The sequence below is a fragment of the Providencia vermicola genome (genome assembly GCF_020381325.1).
In the GTDB taxonomy this organism is placed as follows: domain Bacteria; phylum Pseudomonadota; class Gammaproteobacteria; order Enterobacterales; family Enterobacteriaceae; genus Providencia; species Providencia vermicola.
Genome location: NZ_JAGSPI010000003.1, coordinates 183,039 through 202,129 on the forward strand (window position 1 = coordinate 183,039; position 19,091 = coordinate 202,129).

A 19,091-nucleotide genomic window follows, 5' to 3' on the forward strand; every position below is an offset into this window, starting at 1 on the left:
TTCTATATGAACCATAGATACCCCTAAACAGTCTAATCACTCGAAAAAAACCGCTTTTTTTTTGCTTTGTTTGACTTATATTTACTTAATCCCTTGTCGTGGCTGAGATCTCTTTTTACCATGACGTTTCTAGTGCACGATTATCTCGGTAAGCACTTTATTTTTACTATGAGGGTTTCAGATGCGTATTCTTATCGTCGAAGACAATGCGTTACTTCGCCATCACTTAACAGTTCAACTTAAAGAACTGGGTCATCAGGTTGATTCAGCTGAGGACGCAAAAGAAGCTGATTACTTTTTGCATGAAAGCTGCCCAGACATCGCCGTTGTCGATTTAGGCTTACCCGATGAAGATGGCCTATCTATGATCAAACGTTGGCGTAATAATCATGTGAATATCCCCCTCCTAGTGCTAACCGCCCGTGAAAGTTGGCAAGAAAAAGTCCAAGCATTAAATAGCGGAGCAGATGACTACGTCACCAAACCATTCCAATTAGAAGAGCTTGTCGCTCGCATGCAAGCACTAATGCGCAGAAACAGCGGGTTAGCCTCTCAAGTATTGGAGTTAAACAACTTTGTTATTGACCTATCTCGTAAAGAATTCACCGTAAATGGTGAAGCCGTTAAACTCACCGCTTTTGAATATACTATTATTGAAACCTTATTACGCAATAATGGTAAGGTTGTTAGCAAAGATTCATTAATGCGCCAACTTTATCCAGACGCAGAGCTTAGAGAAAGCCATACCATTGATGTTTTAATGGGAAGATTAAGAAAGAAAATCCAACAATTTCATAGTGATGAAGTTATCGTGACGGTTCGTGGCCAAGGCTACCGTTTTGATGTGAATGGCTAACATGTGGCTAAGCAAATTTAAAGTTAAACCGCTTTCGTTACGTGCTCGTTTTTTGTGCGCAACGTCTGCTGTTATCCTTGCGTTAACACTGTCCTATGGCATTGTGGCAATACTTGGTTATTTAATCAGTTTCGATAAAACCACTTATACCCTACTACGAAGCCAAAGTAACCTAATTTATAGTCTGGCTCAGTGGCAAAACGATAAAATTGATATTCGTGTTCCTCCAAATTTCACGTTAAATAACCCTACATTAATCATTATTTACGATGATCAAGGGCAAGTATTATGGCGCCAGCGTGATGTACCTAGTGTTGAGCGCTTGATCCGCAATGATTGGTTAAAAAAAGAAGGTTTATACGAAATTGATACCGATATTCGTGAAACCCGCCAACTCCTTGATGACAATCCAGAATACAACAACAAGTTGGATAAAATGGAAAGTGATGATGAGCCGCTTACTCACTCCGTTTCCGTTAACCAGTATGCCGCTGGAGAAAACCTACCTCCTTTAACTATTGTTGTTGTCGATACATTACCACAGGATTTACAAAACACAGGGTTAGTATGGGAATGGTTTGGTTATGTATTGCTCGCTAACTTAATTTTAGTGATTCCTTTACTGTGGCTCGCCGCCTATTGGAGCTTGCGCCCCATCAAGTCCTTAGTTTCTCAGCTAAGTAGTCTTGAAAAAGGCGAAAGGGATACCCTAGATGAAAACCCACCTTCAGAGCTTAGAGGATTAGTGCGTAATTTGAATATTTTGTTAACTAACGAACGAAAACGCTATAGCAAATACCGCACCACTTTATCTGATTTAACCCATAGTTTGAAAACACCACTTGCCGTTTTACAGTCCACGTTGCGCTTACTTCGTTCAGGTAAACAAATGAACATCGACCAAGCTGAGCCCATCATGCTGGAACAAATTGGCCGAATTTCACAACAAGTCGGTTATTACTTGCATCGTGCATCGACACAAGGTGATGAAAACCTGATGCTTAGAGAAATTTCATCTGTTCCATCAATATTAGATAGCTTAGCAAGCGCATTACACAAAGTTTATCAACATAAAGGCGTTTCTATTACTGTCGATATTTCCCCTGAAGTAACTTGGTTAGGTCAACCTAATGATTTTATGGAAGTAATGGGTAATATTATGGAGAACGCCTGCAAATATTGTTTGGAGTTTGTTGAAGTGACCGCCATTGTTGAACAAGACAGCCTAACATTAATTGTGGACGACGATGGCCCAGGTGTTCCTGAAAGCAAACGTAGCCTCATTTTCGTTCGTGGGCAACGTGCAGATACACTTCGACCAGGCCAAGGATTAGGGTTATCTATCGCAGTGGATATCATTGATCAATATGATGGGGAAATCACTATTTGTGATAGCCCTCTCGGTGGGGCACGATTAGCCGTCACATTTCGACAGCAATCTATGATTGAAGATAGTTAATATGTGATGTGAATCCGTTTCTTCCCTACTTTGCAAACCATTTCAGGTATACTATTTAAGAGGTTTTTTACGCGAAGCTGTTATATTTTGATAGTGTTTTTTCAATCAAAATCATCACACAGTTCTCACTTATTTAAGATAAGATCGATATAGAAAAATAAGCCTTACTTTGGTTATTAAGACTAGAACAGTCATACTAATCTAGACATTGTAAAAGTTATCAGGAAAGCTCAACAGCTCCTAGGGACAATAAGATGGACTATACACTCAATCTTGACTGGCAGAGTTTTCTCGACAGTCACTGGCAGAAGCGCCCACTGCTTATCAAAAAAGGGTTTGCGCGTTTTATTGATCCTATCTCACCAGACGAACTTGCTGGTTTAGCGATGGAAGATGAGGTTGATAGCCGTTTAGTCAGCCATAAAGAGGGAGTTTGGCAAGTCGGCCATGGGCCATTTGAAAGTTATGATCACCTCGGTGAAGAAAACTGGTCTATTTTAGTGCAAGCTGTGGATCATTGGCATCATCCAAGTGCCGCCTTAATGAAGCCATTTCGTGTCTTATCCGACTGGCGTATGGATGACTTGATGATTTCTTATTCCGTACCTGGTGGCGGTGTTGGCCCTCATCTTGATCAATACGACGTATTTATTATTCAAGGAGAAGGTCGTCGTCGTTGGCGCGTTGGGGAAAAAATCCCAATGAAACAACATTGTCCTCATCCTGACCTTCTGCAAGTGCAGCCTTTTGACGCTATCATTGATGAAGAAATGGAGCCAGGTGATATCCTATATATCCCACCTGGATTCCCACACGAAGGCTATGCTATTGAGCCCTCATTAAACTACTCTGTTGGTTTCCGAGCACCCAATACACGCGAACTGATGAGCAGCTTTGCTGACCATTTAATTTCTAATGATTTAGGCAGTTATCGTTATAGTGACCCTGATTTATCGTTCCGTGATAACCCTGCTGAGATTCTACAGGGTGAGCAAATCAAATTGCGTGAAATGATGGAATCACTGATTAACGACCCTGATTTGTTTCGTCAGTGGTTAGGTGAGTTTATTTCTCAATCACGCCATGAATTAGATCTTGCACCACCAGAACCGCCTTACGAACACGATGAAATCTATGATTTACTAAAAACACAGCAAGAGACTTTATATAAACTTAACGGTCTTAGAGCATTACGTGTCGGCGACCAATTCTTCGTAAATGGTGAATGTTTAGAAACCACCTGCTATGAAGCAGCAGACAGCTTATGTCGTTATGATTCCGTTAGTAGCCAAACTCTGGGTGAAGCTATTGATGATGTCAATTTTATCGCTCTTATGACAGCCTTAGTGAATAATGGTTATTGGTATTTTGATGACTAATTCGCTTTATTAAAAATAACATCTAAATAATATACAAGCTCATCCTAAAATGATGGGCTTGTAGTTCTGTAAATAAGAAATATTACTTCAAAAAAATACGCTCTCCCTGCTGGAAAAAGCCAGTCATAAAACCACTTTTATTTACTTACCACTATTTAATGGGCTTTATTGCCTATTTTATCGCTAATAAATCGTCATTATTTCGCCTATTACCACCAAAAATGGCATTCATAGATAAAGCATTTTCAAAATTCATTTCTACAATACTTTAAATTAACAACTAACTTCCTTTGCAGACTTACAATATAAACTTAATCTATATACCCCACACAAGCATATAACATCATGAATATAGAAGTTTTTTTAGCTTTATCAATATTCTCATTTGCTACATCAATTACTCCTGGCCCCAATAACGTTATGTTACTTACCTCAGGTGTTAATTTTGGATTTAAACGGACTATTCCCCATAGCATTGGCGTTTCATGTGGCTTTTTTATTATGTTACTCGCTGTCGGCTTAGGTATGGGGACCATCATTCAATCTTCACCGTTGCTATACGCCATTTTGAAATATTTCGGTATTGTCTATTTGCTTTGGTTAGCATGGAAAACAGCAATTAGTCACGCTATGACCAAAGCGAATAATAAAAAAAATAAGCCATTAACTTTCATAGAAGCTGCGCTTTTTCAATGGATAAACCCAAAAGCTTGGATCATGGCAATTGGAGGTATGGCGATGTATACCAACACTGTGGAACCCTATTTTTCAATATTCTTAGTCTCAGTGGTCTTTGCCTTGATAAATTGGCCTTGTGTTGCGATTTGGGCTTTATTCGGTCACCAATTACGTGAAAAATTATCACAACCTCACATATTAAGAAGGTTTAACTTAGTGATGGGGATACTTTTGGCGCTGAGTGGTATTTCTGTATTATTCCAATAAATCCGTGAAGCACACTCTAATAAATTTTAAGTGTGCTTCTTTAGATAAATGGTTTATGGCTGACGAGCATGAATTGCTGTTAATTCAGCGATTCGCATAATAACGTCTACCGCCTGTTCCATGCCCTCTTGGGTGATAAACTCATGTTTACTATGGAAGTTATATCCCCCAGTGAAAATATTTGGACAAGGTAAGCCACGATGGGAAAGCTGGGCACCGTCCGTTCCACCACGTATTGGCTGAACAACAGGTTCAATGCCACAATCAATCATGGCCTGTTTTGCTAACTCAACAACATGGGGATATTTCATCACCTCTCTTTGCATGTTGTAGTAAGTGTCATCTAATGTCAGCTCAATATAGCAACTTGGGTGAAGGTTTTCTCCAACCTTTTCAGCAATGCGAATAATATTTTTCTTTCTCGCTTCAAAACTGGCGAGATCAAAATCACGAATAATATAGTTTAATTCTGCCTTTTCTACCGTCCCTTTTATGGAAGTAAGATGATAAAAACCTTCATAACCATCTGTATTTTCAGGCACTTCATCCGCAGGTAACATGGAATGAATGCGGTTAGCTAAATTGAGCGCATTTACCATTACCCCTTTTGCATTACCAGGATGGGTATTATTGCCAACAATTTTGATACCTACGTTTGCCGCATTGAAATTTTCATACTCTAATTCCCCTACACCGCCTCCATCAACGGTATAAGCCCACAAAGCATCAAACTGCTTAAAATCAATATGACGGGCACCACGGCCAATTTCCTCATCAGGGGTAAATGCTAAGCATATTTTCCCATGTGGGATTTTATTGCCCTTTAAACGTACCAAAGCTGTGATAATTTCAGCGATCCCCGCCTTATCATCCGCACCTAATAATGTTTTACCATCAGTCATTATCAGTGTTTTGCCAATCATTTCATGTAATACAGGGAACATGACTGGCGATAAGACTTCGTCACCAATACCTAGTGCAATATCACCACCACGATAGTTTTCTAAAACTTGTGGGCAAACATTTTTACCCGAAAAATCAGGCGCTGTGTCTAAATGAGAAATAAAACCAATAGTAGGAACATCCCAATCAACGTTCGATGGCAAAAAGGCCATCAAACAACCTTGATCAGTTAACGTCACCTGATCAAATCCTAATTCATTCAGTTCTTTAGCTAGTGCTCGGGCAAATTTTAGCTGGCCTGTGCTACTAGGTACTGTTTTTGCGTTTAGTTTTGATTGTGTATCAAAAGCAGTATATTCAAAAAACCGCTCCAAGAGTTTGTCCATACCCATCCCCCTAAAATATCAATAGCCATATTATGGGAAAGATCACAGATCCAATTATTGTTTCAAATCAGCTTTGCGGTTATTGCTGGTGCTTTTTTAGCATAATGCGTAAATTATATTTAATTCACACATTTTATATAGCAGTTTGCATTTTGCCCACAAAAGAGCCCATAAATAATAAGGATAATACTCAATGTGTATTACCTCGTCGGTAATCTGTTATTTTTCCTTACCTAAAGCGTCAAATTAAGTTAACTATTAACCAACAACTGCATTATTAACCAATTATTTTTTTAAACAACTGTGCTATACAAGGTAAATAATTATTTGCTTATCATTTAGCAAATAAACAACATTAATTTGTTTCTGGGTAATTAAGGATATTATGTCAAATACTTGTTTAATTTATGGTGTTAGCAAAGGTTTAGGTAAAGCGCTTGTTGAAGGTGTACCTTGCCCTAGTGATGTTATTTATGGCGTTTCACGCTCAAAACCACCATTCGAACAGAGCAACTTTTATTGGATCCAAGCAGATTTAAGTGATAACCAGTCCGCTAACATAATTAAAAATACCATTAAGCAGCAACCTATTAATACCTTAATTTATAATGTTGGTATCTGGGAAAAGTTAGCGTTTAGTGATGAATATCAATTTGAAACAAGTGAAGATATTGAAATACTGAATATGATCCAAACTAATATCAGTGCTTGCTTGCTCAATTTAAAAGCATTATTACCCAACTTACGTTTAGCAAAAAATAGCAAAATTATTTTAATTGGCTCAACCTGGGGATTAGATAACCATAAAGGAAAAGAGGTTACCTTTTCTGCCACTAAATATGCATTAAGAGGTATTGTTCAGTCATTAAGGGAAACTTTAAGAGAAGACAAAATTGCGATTTCAATACTGAACTTAGGCTATTTAGCGACTGAATACCCGCTGTCTTTGCCTGTAGATGATGTTATTGAACAAAGTGGAGGTCAATTGATTCCCCTACAGGATGTGGTTAATGCTGTGCGTTTTATACTCAGCACCAGCAATGCTACATGTGTGAAAGAAATCACGATGCCAGCCATGATGGATGAAAATGTTTAACTGATTTTTATAAAAAATCTGAAAAGGGAAACATCGTTTCCCTTCAGACTGCTGACAAACCGATTAGGTTTGACTGCAGGTTGGATAGGTTTTGAAAATAAATTAGGAAAATCAATTTATTGATTTTCAGCTGATAACACAAAGCAGGAAAAACGACGCTTTTATCCTGCTTTGTCAACAACCTCAAAAGGGAAACTTCGTTTCCCTTAATGCTTACTGCGCGGTGTCTTTAACCTGTAATTCCATTATCAACTGGTTTATATACTCCACCACCACCTGACTTGCCAAACCGTAATGTTTTTCATCGAATTCACTTTCGACTTGGCTTGGCTCTAAGTTTAGCTCAACAGTATGAGCACCATGCAATTTTGCCTCATGGACAAAACCCGCTGCTGGGTATACATGCCCAGATGTCCCAATAGAAATAAAAATTGTTGCACTTTCAAGGGACTGATAAATATAATCCATACCAATAGGCATTTCACCAAACCATACAATATGTGGTCGTAATGGTTGAGGAAATTGGCAGCAATGGCAACGGTCTTCTACCGTTAAATCCCCTTTCCATTCCAATACTTGATTGGACCAATTACAACGTACTTTTAATAATTCACCATGCATATGGACTATGCGTTTACTTCCCGCTCTTTCATGTAAATTATCAATGTTTTGTGTGATCAACAAAAAATGGTCACCCAGTAACTCTTCCAGTTGCGCTAACGCAAAATGTGCCGCATTGGGTTTGATATTTTCCTGTTGAAGTTGTTTACGCCTTTCATTATAAAAACGTTGCACTAATTGCGGATCCCGTTCGAAGCCTTCAGGTGTCGCTACATCTTCAACACGGTGTTCTTCCCATAATCCATCCGCAGAGCGGAATGTTTGAATACCTGACTCAGCCGAAATACCTGCACCAGTTAATACAACAATGTTCACTTTTTTCATATCATTTAGTCTGTTATCTATATAAAAAGACCGGTTGCGAAGTCGCTGGCGGCGTACACATTTATTTTTACGAGCTTTTTTTAATCTATGACGATATCGCAACATCGAAAACTTCCCTTCATCCATGCAACCAATGTATAACAACTCAGATAATTAAATTTGTTCTCTATCGCTGTTAATACACCACTTTTCTATATTATTTAAACATTAATATACTAGAGCGCATCATGCAGTTGAATGCAAATAAAAATATCGAGGGTATCGATTTTGTCACCTTTTTATCATAAAAATTTCATCATTTATTCATAATTGCGCCACGAAAATCGCACAATCGTAAAACAATAAAAAAAACTTTCTTGATAGTACCCCATACAGTTAGAATACATCCCGCAGATTTACTGCGATGATTATTCACCATTTAAAGGGGTTTCATGGAAAAGTTTTTCGAAAGAGCAATGTATGCTTCGCGTTGGATCTTAGCGCCTATCTATTTTGGGTTGTCACTGACATTATTAGCTTTAACGATTAAGTTCTTCCAAGAGCTCTACCATATTCTACCTAACATATTATCCATCCCTGAAGCAGACTTAATCCTTACGCTGCTCTCATTGATTGATATGGCATTAGTTGGTGGTCTATTAGTAATGGTGATGTTTTCAGGTTATGAGAACTTTGTTTCTCAGATGGATATTCCTGATAGCAGCGAAAAACTGGGTTGGTTAGGCAAAATGGATGCCTCCTCCCTAAAAAATAAAGTTGCTGCTTCAATTGTGGCGATCTCATCTATCCACTTACTCAAAATCTTTATGGATTTAAAAAGTGTCGAAAATGACAAACTCATGTGGTATGTCATTATCCACCTGACTTTTGTGTTATCAGCCTTTGTCATGGGCTACTTAGACAAAATGACGAAAAAGTAATTTTTCCTTTATCCTTGTTGTGCCTGTTTTTCATACGATACGAATAATCGGCATCAATTAATTTGCTAGTACACATTTAACGCGATATCGTTGTTCCCGTTGTGCTACGATCACGCCTAAATAATTTGATGGCACAATAAGGACGTTAATATGAGCGAGCATTTTATCGGTAAATATGAAGCTGAAATTAAGTTTCGCTTAGCAGATCACGCGGTATTCCTGCAAAAAATAAAAACCGACCACGCAGAACCTTTCACAGAGAATAATTCAGAAACAGACTATTTCTATGAAAGTACTCACCAGCCTCTTGTAAATAATAATATCAGTATGTGTGTCCGTGAAATGATCCCTTCTGGAATCAAACTGTGGATAGTCAAAGGCCCTTCGTCTTCAGAATGCAAAGCCATTAATATCGATGACTGCCAACACGTACAAAATATGCTAGTTACTTTGGGCTATCATTGTCATTTAACGACGACGAAAGTCCGTAGCATCTATTTTCTTGAGGATGTGCACATTACGGTAGACCACCTTGACGGCATCGGTTGGTTTGCTGAATTTGCCATTATGACGGATGATGAAAGCCTACTTGGGCACTATTATCAAAAATTAATGTTGCTCGCAAAAAGGTATGGTTTTACTGAAGAAATGATTGAAAAACGCAGCTATAAGCAAATGTTTTTAGAGAAAAAATAAAAAAACGCCAAGTAGCATCATCTTGATGAGAAAGATACCTTGGCGTCTATTATAGAATTACTGGCCGCTTAAAATACGAGCCGGGTCTAATTTACTTGCACGGCGTGCAGGATACCAGCTTGCTAATAAGCTTAAAATAATTGTAGTGATTAATACATACACCACATCCATAACATGCAATTCAGAAGGCAGGAAATCGATAAAATACACATCCCCAGAAAGAATTGGATGCCCTAAAACAACTTCTAACCCTTTGATAATACCCGTTAAATTAACTGACACCAAAACACCAAGCACTACGCCAATCAATGAACCCACTAAACCGCCAAGCAAGCCATACCATAAGAAAATGGCACGAATTTGCCCGTCCTTCGCTCCGAGGGTCCGTAATACCGCAATATCGCTGCTTTTATCTTTAACCGCCATAACTAACGTTGATACAATATTAAAGCATGCCACGCCAATCACTAAAATCATCGCTAAGTACATAATACTGCGTACCATTTGGATATCATTGTACATATAGCCATAATCACCAATCCAACTTTTCACAATAACGTGGTGCATTGTCTTTAGGCCAGCATCATAGACAACTTTATCCGCCTCAAAAGGATTTTCTGCTTTAATTTCAAAGCCACTAATGCCATCACCGTAATCCAGATATTGCTGAGCATCCACTAATGGTACTAACGCTAATTGGTGATCAAGTAACCCACTGAGTTTAAAAATACCCGCAACTTGCACACGTATACGTTTAGGTTGTTGAATTTTTAAGCTTTCATCAGTATTGGGGATCATGATGGTCACCCAATCCCCTTGCTTCACATTCAATGCGTCAGCAACACCTTGACCTAAAATAATCGATTGATTACCAGCAGCAAAATCTTTCCAAGCATCATTCAAAACAAATTGCGGTAATGCACTAACCTGTGACTGTGTTTCTGGGGAAACCCCCATCACTTGAATCGCCTTTAAGTTTGCACCGCGCTCAAGCAACCCCGTGAAATTCACGTACGGACTAACGCCTTCAACACCCGGTGTTTTACGAATAACCTGCTCAGCAAAATCCCAATCTTTATACGGCGGTTTTACTGCATAAATTTGCCCATGAGGTACCACGGATAGCACGCGATTATTCAATTCGCGCTCAAAACCATTCATGGCACTGAGACCGATAATAAGCACCGCAACACCCAGTACAATCCCTAATGTTGAGACTATCGACACCAAAGATACCATGCCTGTACGCCGACGCCCGCGGCTAAAGCGTATCGCCGCAAGGAGTGTAAGAGGTAACTTAAACATTACCGCGCCCCCAACGTGATTTCCTGCTGTAAATGGCCATCACGCATTTCTAATTGACGAGATAACCGACGAGCAAGCGTCATATCATGGGTTACCACCAAAAATGCCGTGCGTTGCGTGCGATTCAATTCGCCTAATAGCTCAAAAATGGCATCTGCATTGCGTAAATCGAGATTCCCAGTCGGCTCATCCGCTAATACCAACGCAGGTTCATTCACCAGCGCCCTTGCAATCGCAACACGTTGACGCTCACCGCCAGATAACTCGGAAGGGCGGTGATCTGCACGATGTTCTAGCCCCACGGCTTTGAGCATTTCTTTCGCTTTAGTAAATGCAGTCTCTTTTGCTGTCGCGCCAATCAACAATGGCATTGCTACGTTCTCAAGTGCAGTAAAATCAGGTAAAAGGTGGTGAAACTGATAAATAAAGCCTAAATCTTTATTACGAATAGCTGCACGTTCATCAGAGGACAATTGATTAATATGTTGGCCACGAAAAATCACATTACCTTCTGATGGCGTATCTAACCCACCCAATAAATGTAATAACGTACTTTTCCCTGAACCTGAACTACCGACAATCGCCATCATTTCCCCTTGCCCCATAGAGAAACTGACATTTTTCAACACTTGCGTCGACAATGAACCTTCTTGATAGGTTTTACTTAAATTTTCACAGACAAGAAGTGGTTGTTTATTCATAACGTAAAGCCTCAGCAGGTTGAACTGCTGCTGCACGCCAAGAAGGATAAAGCGTCGCAAGCAGTGAAATAAGCATCGCAGAAACTGCAATAATTAAAATACCTGAATAATCAAGTACAATTGGCAAAGAAACCCCTTTGGGTAATAACCCAATTAACGGCATAATGACATTGAGTTGGCTTGATAAAAGCGTCCCTAAAACCGTTCCAATCAACGTACCAATAATGCCAGCGCCTGCACCTTGGATCATAAATATTGCCAAAATACGCCAACGCTTTAAGCCCAGCGTTTTTAAAATTGCCACTTCACCTTGTTTCTCCATGACAAGCAAAGAAAGTGAGGTGATGATATTAAAGGCTGCAACAGCAATAATTAGGCTCAAGAGCAAGCCCATCATATTTTTTTCCATGCGAACCGCTTGGAAAAACTCCCCTTTGCGTTCACGCCAGTCTGTCCACACGAGCCCATCAGGCAAAACCTGCTTACTGAGTGTGTCAACTTTCAATGGTTCATTTAAATACAATCGCCACCCCGTGATATTCCCTGTGGGATAACGCAGCATTCTCGCTGCATCTTGAGCAGCAACAATCAATTCGCTAGTATCAGCTTCACCATTTGTTTGGAAAATACCCGCAACCGTAAATAAACGCTGGCTTGGAATACGCCCCATCGGAGTCAGTTGGCTAACACCTGGAATAATTAAACGGACATCATCACCTCGTTTCACACCCAATGTGTCTGCTAATTTACTCCCTAAAAAAACATGGTAGCTTCCTTCTTTGAGGTCACTCCTATTACCGCTAATAAGTTTATCTAGTAGCAGAGAGTCAGCATCAGGTTCGATACCCGCCATTACCCCTACACCAACATTTGTGCGACTTTGTAGTACCACGTCGGACTGAACGATGGGCGCAATACGGCTCACGCCTTGTAAGTGTTGCAAGCCTGTAATAGGGTGTTTTGCTGGGTCAATATTTCCAGATGCCGATGTTAAAATAGCCTGCGGCATATAGGCAAGTATGCTATCTTGTAGCGATCGTTCGAAACCATTCATCACGGATGTCACCGTAATTAAAGCCATGACACCCAGAGTGATACCAATAGCCGATAAACTGGAAACAAAGCGCCCAAATTTATCCGCTGCGCGCCCACGCAAATAGCGCAGACCTATAAATAATGAGACAGATTGGTGCATGAAATCTTTAATGCCCCTGTTGCCAAAGCGAAGTGTTCAGCGATAATAAAGGCTACGATTGATGAATGGAACCACTCAACGGTTTTTTTTCTGCTTTCAACCCTTTTTTGTCTGAATTTCAGACAAATTACAGGCTGAAATGAGTTGTTTTACTGTTAATTTTATAGTTTAACTATCGGTTAATTTATTTAAGTGTTAATTATCTAAAGACTGTCTATTATTGTTCTGATGCTTATTTAACTGCTAACTAATCGCTGTGAGATACCAAAGATTTCTATGTCCTCAAAATTTCGTTATGAACTCCCTAGTCGTAGTGGCGATGTTCGCCATTTAGGTTGCCTTATTGGGGCGGCTGGTGCACTTGAATGTGGAGAAATGATACAACGTCATCACGGGCCTGTTGTCATTGTGACGCGAGATATGCAAAATGCATTACGCTTACGAGATGAAATTCAACAGTTTACACATCACCCTGTAGAGACGCTTTCTGATTGGGAAACATTGCCTTATGATAATTTCTCCCCGCACCAAGAAATCATTTCTCATCGTTTATCAACACTTTACCGTCTATCTTCTTTGCAAAAAGGGGCTTTAATTCTTCCTGTTAATACCTTGATGCAAAAAGTCTGCCCACCTGATTTCTTAACGAGCCATGCGCTCGTCATGTCAAAAGGTGACAAATTATCACGTGACAATTTACGTGATGAATTGGATAAAGCAGGCTATCGTCATGTAGAGCAAGTGTTAGAACACGGTGAGTATGCAACCCGCGGCGCTTTGCTTGATTTGTTCCCAATGGGGAGTTCACTGCCCTTTCGTATTGATTTCTTTGATGATGAAATTGACAGTCTGCGTACCTTCGATGTGGATACACAAAGAACATTAGAAGAAGTTGCTAGCATCAATTTGCTACCCGCTCACGAGTTTCCAACAGACAAAGACGCAATTGAACGTTTCCGTAGTCAGTGGCGTGAACGTTTTGAAGTACGCCGCGATCCTGAGCATATTTATCAGCAAGTCAGCAAAAATACATTACCTACAGGTATTGAGTATTGGCAGCCATTATTTTTTGCTCAACCCTTACCATCACTGTTCGACTACTTACCGTCTTCAAGCCTGATTGTTTCGCAAAATCTACAAGAAGCCGCTGAGCGTTTTCAAATTGACACTCAACAGCGTTATGAAAGTCGTGGTGTTGACCCTATGCGTCCTCTGCTTCCTCCAGCAGATTTATGGCTTACCGTTGAGCAACTCAACCAAAATTTAAAACAATGGCCACGAATTCAACTTTCTTCTGAGGCACTACCTAAAAAAGCGGCAAATACCAATTTAGATTATTTGCCATTACCTGATATCAGCACTCAAGCCCAAAACAAAACACCATTAGAAAAGCTTCGCCAATTTAGTGAGCAATTTGACGGCACGCTCGTTTTTTCTGTGGAAAGTGAAGGCCGCCGTGAAACGGTAACAGAGTTATTAGCACGGTTAAAAATTCGCCCTGAAATCATTGAAAGCTATACAAGCCCAATCACCTCACGCTTTGCGATTACTATTGGTGCGGCTGAACGCGGTTTTATTCAATCAGATGCGAATAAAGCGCTGATCTGCGAAAGTGATTTATTAGGTGAACGCGTAGTTCGTCGTCGTACAGATAACCGCAGGGCGATTAATACTGATACCTTAATTCGTAACCTCGCAGAGCTGCGTCCAGGGCAACCCGTTGTGCATATTGAGCACGGTGTTGGCCGTTACCAAGGGCTAATCACCCTGGAGGCTGGCGGTATTAAAGCTGAGTATTTAATTCTCACCTATGCAGGAGAAGATAAGCTATATGTTCCTGTTTCTTCACTGCATTTAATTAGCCGTTATGCTGGCGGGGCCGACGAAAATGCGCCACTGCATAAATTGGGCAGTGATAGTTGGGGACGTGCTCGCCAAAAAGCAGCCGAAAAGGTACGTGATGTTGCTGCTGAACTTCTTGACATTTATGCACAACGTGCAGCAAAAGCAGGTTTTGCATTCAAACATGACAAGCAGCAATACCAAGAATTTTGCCAAGGTTTCCCCTTTGAAACAACGCCTGACCAAGAAATGGCCATCAATGCTGTTTTGAGCGATATGTGTCAGCCACTGGCAATGGATAGGCTCGTCTGCGGGGATGTTGGTTTCGGTAAAACTGAAGTTGCCATGAGAGCCGCGTTCCTTGCTATCAATAATAATAAGCAAGTCGCTGTTTTAGTACCAACCACCCTACTTGCTCAACAACACTATGATAACTTTAGGGATAGATTTGCAAACTGGCCCGTTCGTATCGAAATGCTTTCTCGCTTTAAAACCGCTAAAGAGCAACAACAAATTATCGCTGATGCTGCTGATGGCAAAGTCGATATTTTGATTGGGACACACAAATTATTGCAAAGCGATATTGTCTGGAAAGATTTAGGCCTACTGATTGTCGATGAAGAGCACCGGTTTGGCGTTCGCCACAAAGAACGTATTAAAGCAATGCGTGCTGATGTGGATATTTTAACGCTTACCGCAACACCTATTCCTCGCACGCTGAATATGGCCATGAGCGGAATGCGCGATTTATCCATCATTGCGACCCCACCAGCGCGTCGATTAGCCGTAAAAACCTTTGTTCGTCAATATGATGAGTTAGTTGTCCGTGAGGCAATTTTGCGTGAAACTTTACGGGGTGGGCAAGTTTATTATCTGTATAATGACGTAGAAAATATCGAAAAAGCCAAAGCACGACTCGAAACGTTAGTTCCTGAAGCTCGTTTTGTTGTCGGGCACGGACAAATGCGCGAGCGCGAGTTAGAAAGAGTCATGACCGACTTCCACCATCAGCGTTTTAACGTTTTAATCTGTACCACCATTATTGAAACGGGTATTGATATTCCAACGGCTAATACCATTATTATTGAACGCGCAGATCACTTTGGTTTAGCACAATTGCATCAATTACGTGGCCGTGTCGGCCGTTCGCATCACCAAGCCTATGCCTATTTACTGACGCCACATCCGAAAGCGATGACGACTGATGCCCAAAAACGTCTTGAAGCGATTTCATCTTTAGAAGATTTGGGCGCAGGCTTTGCACTCGCAACTCATGACCTCGAGATCCGTGGTGCAGGCGAATTACTGGGCGAAGACCAGAGCGGCCAAATGACCACTATCGGCTTCACATTGTATATGGAATTATTAGAAAGTGCAGTTGATGCGTTAAAAGAAGGTCGTGAGCCGTCATTAGAAGACTTAACGAATCAACAAACTGAAATTGAATTACGAATGCCAGTCTTATTGCCTGATGACTATATCCATGATGTGAATATGCGTCTTTCATTTTATAAACGTATTGCCAGTGCTAAAGACAATCAGGAACTAAATGAATTACGCACAGAACTCATCGACCGCTTTGGTAGCCTACCTGATGCAGGGAAATTTCTACTGACCTCTGCAGCTATTCGTCTACAAGCACAATCTCTGGGAGTGAAACGTATTGAAGCCCATGAAAAAGGCGGCTTTATTGAGTTTGGTGACAAGAACAAAGTTGACCCAAGCTTCTTGATCAGCTTGTTACAAAACCAACCTAAAACGTATCGTTTAGATGGCCCTGTGCGCTTGAAATTCTTCCATGATTTAGCTGACAGAATCACTCGCCTTGACTTTATCAAACAGCTATTAACTGATTTTGAAGAACACCTGCTTGATTAATTTGTAAAAATAGCGGCCATCAATTTGGTGGCCCTTATCCTTAAATCGACTTTACTCAAAAAAACCTAAAGTATTTTTATTAGGTTGCAGCCTCAAGACACCCGAAGTACTTGAGGGCGGTTGTTCGTTTTGGTGTAAACAATAAAATGGTAAAAGTTCTTTCACATCACTACGTACGGTTTCACAAATTGAATTTGAAGACGACAAATCTAAGCGCCCATCTTCATTTAAGGGAATAAAAATCGAAGGTGCATAAGATGTTCTAACCTTTCCAATCGTTTTACCTATCTGATAAACCACATCATAACCAACAGTCACCAGCTCCATCCTTTGTGTCTGGACACATGTTTTGTTTTGATTCTCAAACAAAGACGGAACCCCTTTACCTTGGAGAGCCTCAATCATAAAAATTATTTTGCACTCATTTTGAGCAGGGTGAAAACGCGATAAGGATTGTTGATTGAAAGAACCAAGCACCCCCGTTAGTGTACAGTTTTCATATTCCACCAACCGATTCGCTTTTATCGGTTCAACAGAGAGCACTGTAGCAAGTTTTACCTCAGGCTCTCGAATAAACAATGAAACAGTAAACGAAACAAGGCAAATCGCTACTACCGCTAATAACAACCTAAATTTTAGCTTCATCAATTTGCCCTTATTAAATACCCGTATATCTATTGTAACTATTAAGCGAAAGAATTCGAACGTTGCGAAGGTAATTCACATTTTTTTAGAATTATCCTAACTTAGTGTCAATAAATCATAATGATTTTATTATTCTGAGATTCATCATCAATGTGATATTTAACAAAGTAAATCAACTATCTGCCTCTCAACATTCATAAATTCAGTCTAGCACTTTTCAATCCTATCTTTGTTTATAAACATATCGTTATATACAATATAAATAATAAAAATAAATTTAATAAAACTATTTGTCATTCATAATATATTTCTTAAAATAATTATTAACATTAATAATTTTAATTATTTAAACATCATCTATGATGATTATTACAATACTAAACGATTTGACCTTACTGAAGATTGATCTAAATAGGTTTAAATGCAGATACCACTTAACCACATAAAAATAAATAAATTGGCGCTTTATATCAACTTCAATAAGCTTCATTGTCGTATCAAAAATTAATGCACTGGATCACCTTTGCAATCAAGTGCATTCTATTCTCACGTGTGCTTGTTTTTTAATCAATAAAAATTAGTGCAATTTGAGCTTTGGCCTAATAATTCGGTTAATACTGCCGACTAACATCATCAAGCCTGTTTTTATATACCCATGCAGTGCAATTTGATGCATGCGATATAACGAAATATAAACAAAACGAGCAATACGTCCTTCCACCATCATATCACCACGCATTAGGTTACCCATTAGGCTACCAACAGTACTAAAACGTGAAAGTGACACTAAAGAGCCATGATCTTTATAGATATAGTCTTTAAGCGGTTTATCTTTCATCATGGCAAGGATGTTATCGTAACATAAACTGGCCATCTGGTGTGCAGATTGCGCCCGTGGCGGTACAAAGCCCCCCTCCGGTTTGGCACAAGATGCGCAATCACCAATAGCAAAAATCATGTCATCCAATGTCGTTTGTAGTGTCGGTTTCACAACTAACTGGTTGATTCTATTTGTTTCTAACCCTGCAATATCTTTCATAAAGTCAGGCGCTTTAATCCCAGCAGCCCATACCATAAGATCTGCATAAATTTTGCCATCTTCTTTGGTATTTAACCCATCTGAGTCAGCACTAGTCACCATGGTTTTCGTCAATACATTCACACCAAGCTTATTCAATTCTTGATGTGCGGCCCCTGAAATTCGCGGTGGTAATGCAGGCAAAATACGTTCCCCCGCTTCAACCAACGTCACATTTAAAGCGTCTGTATCTAACCCTTTAAACCCATAACTCGTTAATTGTTCCACTGCATTGTACAGTTCAGCCGACAATTCAACCCCAGTAGCACCACCACCAACAATGGCGATATTCACTTTCTCCTCTGCATTATCACGTACAGAATAACGCAGGAATAGATTTAGCATTTCGTCATGAAAACGGTGAGCTTGATGGGGATTGTCCAAGAAAATACAGTGTTCTTTCACGCCAGGTGTACCAAAGTCATTCGATGTACTTCCCAGTGCCATCACTAAAATATCGTATTCAAGCTCACGCAAAGGAACCAGTAACTCACCGTGCTTATCGTGCAACTCACCTAACACGATTTTTTTATTTTCACGATCAATATTCGTTAATGACCCTAATTGAAAGTTAAATGCATTATGCCTTGCATGCGCTAAATAACTGATGGCATCCACGCCATCATCCAATGAACCAGTCGCCACCTCGTGTAGCAATGGTTTCCATAGGTGGCTAGGATTACGGTCAACGAGCGTAATATGTGCTCGTTTCTTCCTACCTAGCTTTCGGCCCAAACGTGTTGCTAGCTCTAAGCCGCCTGCACCACCACCAACAACGATGATTTTTGGTTGAGATAAGGTCATAAATTCCTCGAACAAATATATTAAAATTATTTAAGATCTCTAGTAATAAAAATCTTAG

15 protein-coding genes are annotated in these 19,091 nt (G+C 40.0%); 8 read left to right on the forward strand and 7 right to left on the reverse strand.

Translation table 11 applies throughout. The features are described 5' to 3' along the window. Positions 1-181: 181 nt before the first annotated feature. The 4 genes from phoP (at position 182) to KDJ85_RS05630 (ending at position 4,639) form a co-directional block, all read left to right on the forward strand. A complete protein-coding gene (gene phoP / locus KDJ85_RS05615) occupies positions 182-856 on the forward strand; it encodes a two-component system response regulator PhoP (protein WP_225818819.1) in 675 nt (224 codons plus the stop codon). 1 nt (position 857) lies between these two features. After that, positions 858-2,315 (forward strand): two-component system sensor histidine kinase PhoQ, encoded by a 1,458-nt coding sequence (phoQ, locus tag KDJ85_RS05620; RefSeq protein WP_225818820.1) that lies wholly within the window; start codon positions 858-860, stop codon positions 2,313-2,315. A 254-nt stretch (positions 2,316-2,569) separates the two neighbouring features. Then, positions 2,570-3,694: a ribosomal protein uL16 3-hydroxylase gene (locus KDJ85_RS05625; protein WP_225818821.1), complete on the forward strand. Its 1,125-nt coding sequence runs from the start codon at positions 2,570-2,572 to the stop codon at positions 3,692-3,694. A gap of 345 nt (positions 3,695-4,039) precedes the next feature. Continuing rightward, positions 4,040-4,639 carry a LysE family translocator gene (locus KDJ85_RS05630; RefSeq protein WP_225818822.1) on the forward strand — a complete coding sequence of 200 codons (600 nt, stop codon included), beginning with the start codon at positions 4,040-4,042 and terminating at the stop codon, positions 4,637-4,639. A gap of 53 nt (positions 4,640-4,692) precedes the next feature. Here KDJ85_RS05630 and pepT read toward each other — a convergent pair whose 3' ends face one another. Further along, a complete protein-coding gene (pepT, locus tag KDJ85_RS05635; protein ID WP_225818823.1) occupies positions 4,693-5,928 on the reverse strand; it encodes a peptidase T in 1,236 nt (411 codons plus the stop codon). 385 nt (positions 5,929-6,313) lie between these two features. On the opposite strand from pepT, the gene KDJ85_RS05640 reads away from it, so the two are divergent. Further along, positions 6,314-7,024 (forward strand): SDR family oxidoreductase, encoded by a 711-nt coding sequence (locus KDJ85_RS05640; protein ID WP_225818824.1) that lies wholly within the window; start codon positions 6,314-6,316, stop codon positions 7,022-7,024. 213 nt (positions 7,025-7,237) lie between these two features. On the opposite strand, the gene cobB is transcribed toward KDJ85_RS05640, so the two are convergent. Next, positions 7,238-8,071, reverse strand: coding sequence for a Sir2 family NAD+-dependent deacetylase (cobB, locus tag KDJ85_RS05645; RefSeq protein WP_225818978.1), 834 nt, complete (start codon positions 8,069-8,071; stop codon positions 7,238-7,240). 329 nt (positions 8,072-8,400) lie between these two features. Here cobB and KDJ85_RS05650 point away from each other — a divergent pair, with 329 nt between their 5' ends. Further along, positions 8,401-8,889, forward strand: a complete 489-nt coding sequence (locus KDJ85_RS05650) for a TIGR00645 family protein (protein WP_219247404.1) — start codon at positions 8,401-8,403, stop codon at positions 8,887-8,889. Positions 8,890-9,039: 150 nt separating this feature from the next. Further along, on the forward strand, positions 9,040-9,585 hold the full coding sequence (locus KDJ85_RS05655; protein WP_225818825.1) for a class IV adenylate cyclase: 546 nt from the start codon (positions 9,040-9,042) through the stop codon (positions 9,583-9,585). Positions 9,586-9,642: 57 nt separating this feature from the next. On the opposite strand, the gene lolE is transcribed toward KDJ85_RS05655, so the two are convergent. Genes lolE through lolC form a run of 3 tightly spaced genes read right to left on the reverse strand, consistent with a single transcriptional unit; the run spans position 9,643 to position 12,786 of the window. After that, positions 9,643-10,890 carry a lipoprotein-releasing ABC transporter permease subunit LolE gene (gene lolE / locus KDJ85_RS05660; protein ID WP_225818826.1) on the reverse strand — a complete coding sequence of 416 codons (1,248 nt, stop codon included), beginning with the start codon at positions 10,888-10,890 and terminating at the stop codon, positions 9,643-9,645. Beyond that, on the reverse strand, positions 10,890-11,591 hold the full coding sequence (lolD, locus tag KDJ85_RS05665; protein WP_225818827.1) for a lipoprotein-releasing ABC transporter ATP-binding protein LolD: 702 nt from the start codon (positions 11,589-11,591) through the stop codon (positions 10,890-10,892). The genes lolE and lolD overlap by 1 nt, the downstream gene beginning before the upstream one ends. Beyond that, the gene (gene lolC / locus KDJ85_RS05670; RefSeq protein WP_225818828.1) at positions 11,584-12,786 is read right to left on the reverse strand and encodes a lipoprotein-releasing ABC transporter permease subunit LolC; all 1,203 of its coding nucleotides are present in this window, start codon (positions 12,784-12,786) and stop codon (positions 11,584-11,586) included. Before lolC ends, lolD begins: the two co-directional genes overlap by 8 nt. Positions 12,787-13,062: 276 nt before the next feature. Between lolC and mfd the strand changes: the two genes are divergently transcribed. Then, on the forward strand, positions 13,063-16,506 hold the full coding sequence (gene mfd, locus KDJ85_RS05675) for a transcription-repair coupling factor (RefSeq protein ID WP_225818829.1): 3,444 nt from the start codon (positions 13,063-13,065) through the stop codon (positions 16,504-16,506). A 51-nt stretch (positions 16,507-16,557) separates the two neighbouring features. Here mfd and umoD read toward each other — a convergent pair whose 3' ends face one another. Then, on the reverse strand, positions 16,558-17,151 hold the full coding sequence (umoD, locus tag KDJ85_RS05680) for a UmoD family flagellar biogenesis regulator (RefSeq protein ID WP_225818830.1): 594 nt from the start codon (positions 17,149-17,151) through the stop codon (positions 16,558-16,560). 577 nt (positions 17,152-17,728) lie between these two features. Beyond that, a complete protein-coding gene (locus tag KDJ85_RS05685; protein WP_225818831.1) occupies positions 17,729-19,033 on the reverse strand; it encodes an NAD(P)/FAD-dependent oxidoreductase in 1,305 nt (434 codons plus the stop codon). Positions 19,034-19,091 lie beyond the last annotated feature (58 nt).

What these genes read in the sequence shown, in the direction of transcription:
- KDJ85_RS05640 (WP_225818824.1), top strand. Translation starts at nt 6,314, where the DNA reads ATGTCAAATACTTGTTTAATTTATGGTGTTAGCAAAGGTTTAGGTAAA.
- lolD (WP_225818827.1), bottom strand. Translation starts at nt 11,591, where the DNA reads ATGAATAAACAACCACTTCTTGTCTGTGAAAATTTAAGTAAAACCTAT.
- phoP (WP_225818819.1), top strand. Translation starts at nt 182, where the DNA reads ATGCGTATTCTTATCGTCGAAGACAATGCGTTACTTCGCCATCACTTA.
- pepT (WP_225818823.1), bottom strand. Translation starts at nt 5,928, where the DNA reads ATGGACAAACTCTTGGAGCGGTTTTTTGAATATACTGCTTTTGATACA.
- mfd (WP_225818829.1), top strand. Translation starts at nt 13,063, where the DNA reads ATGTCCTCAAAATTTCGTTATGAACTCCCTAGTCGTAGTGGCGATGTT.
- KDJ85_RS05685 (WP_225818831.1), bottom strand. Translation starts at nt 19,033, where the DNA reads ATGACCTTATCTCAACCAAAAATCATCGTTGTTGGTGGTGGTGCAGGC.
- phoQ (WP_225818820.1), top strand. Translation starts at nt 858, where the DNA reads ATGTGGCTAAGCAAATTTAAAGTTAAACCGCTTTCGTTACGTGCTCGT.
- KDJ85_RS05630 (WP_225818822.1), top strand. Translation starts at nt 4,040, where the DNA reads ATGAATATAGAAGTTTTTTTAGCTTTATCAATATTCTCATTTGCTACA.
- KDJ85_RS05655 (WP_225818825.1), top strand. Translation starts at nt 9,040, where the DNA reads ATGAGCGAGCATTTTATCGGTAAATATGAAGCTGAAATTAAGTTTCGC.
- KDJ85_RS05625 (WP_225818821.1), top strand. Translation starts at nt 2,570, where the DNA reads ATGGACTATACACTCAATCTTGACTGGCAGAGTTTTCTCGACAGTCAC.
- lolE (WP_225818826.1), bottom strand. Translation starts at nt 10,890, where the DNA reads ATGTTTAAGTTACCTCTTACACTCCTTGCGGCGATACGCTTTAGCCGC.
- umoD (WP_225818830.1), bottom strand. Translation starts at nt 17,151, where the DNA reads ATGAAGCTAAAATTTAGGTTGTTATTAGCGGTAGTAGCGATTTGCCTT.
- KDJ85_RS05650 (WP_219247404.1), top strand. Translation starts at nt 8,401, where the DNA reads ATGGAAAAGTTTTTCGAAAGAGCAATGTATGCTTCGCGTTGGATCTTA.
- lolC (WP_225818828.1), bottom strand. Translation starts at nt 12,786, where the DNA reads ATGCACCAATCTGTCTCATTATTTATAGGTCTGCGCTATTTGCGTGGG.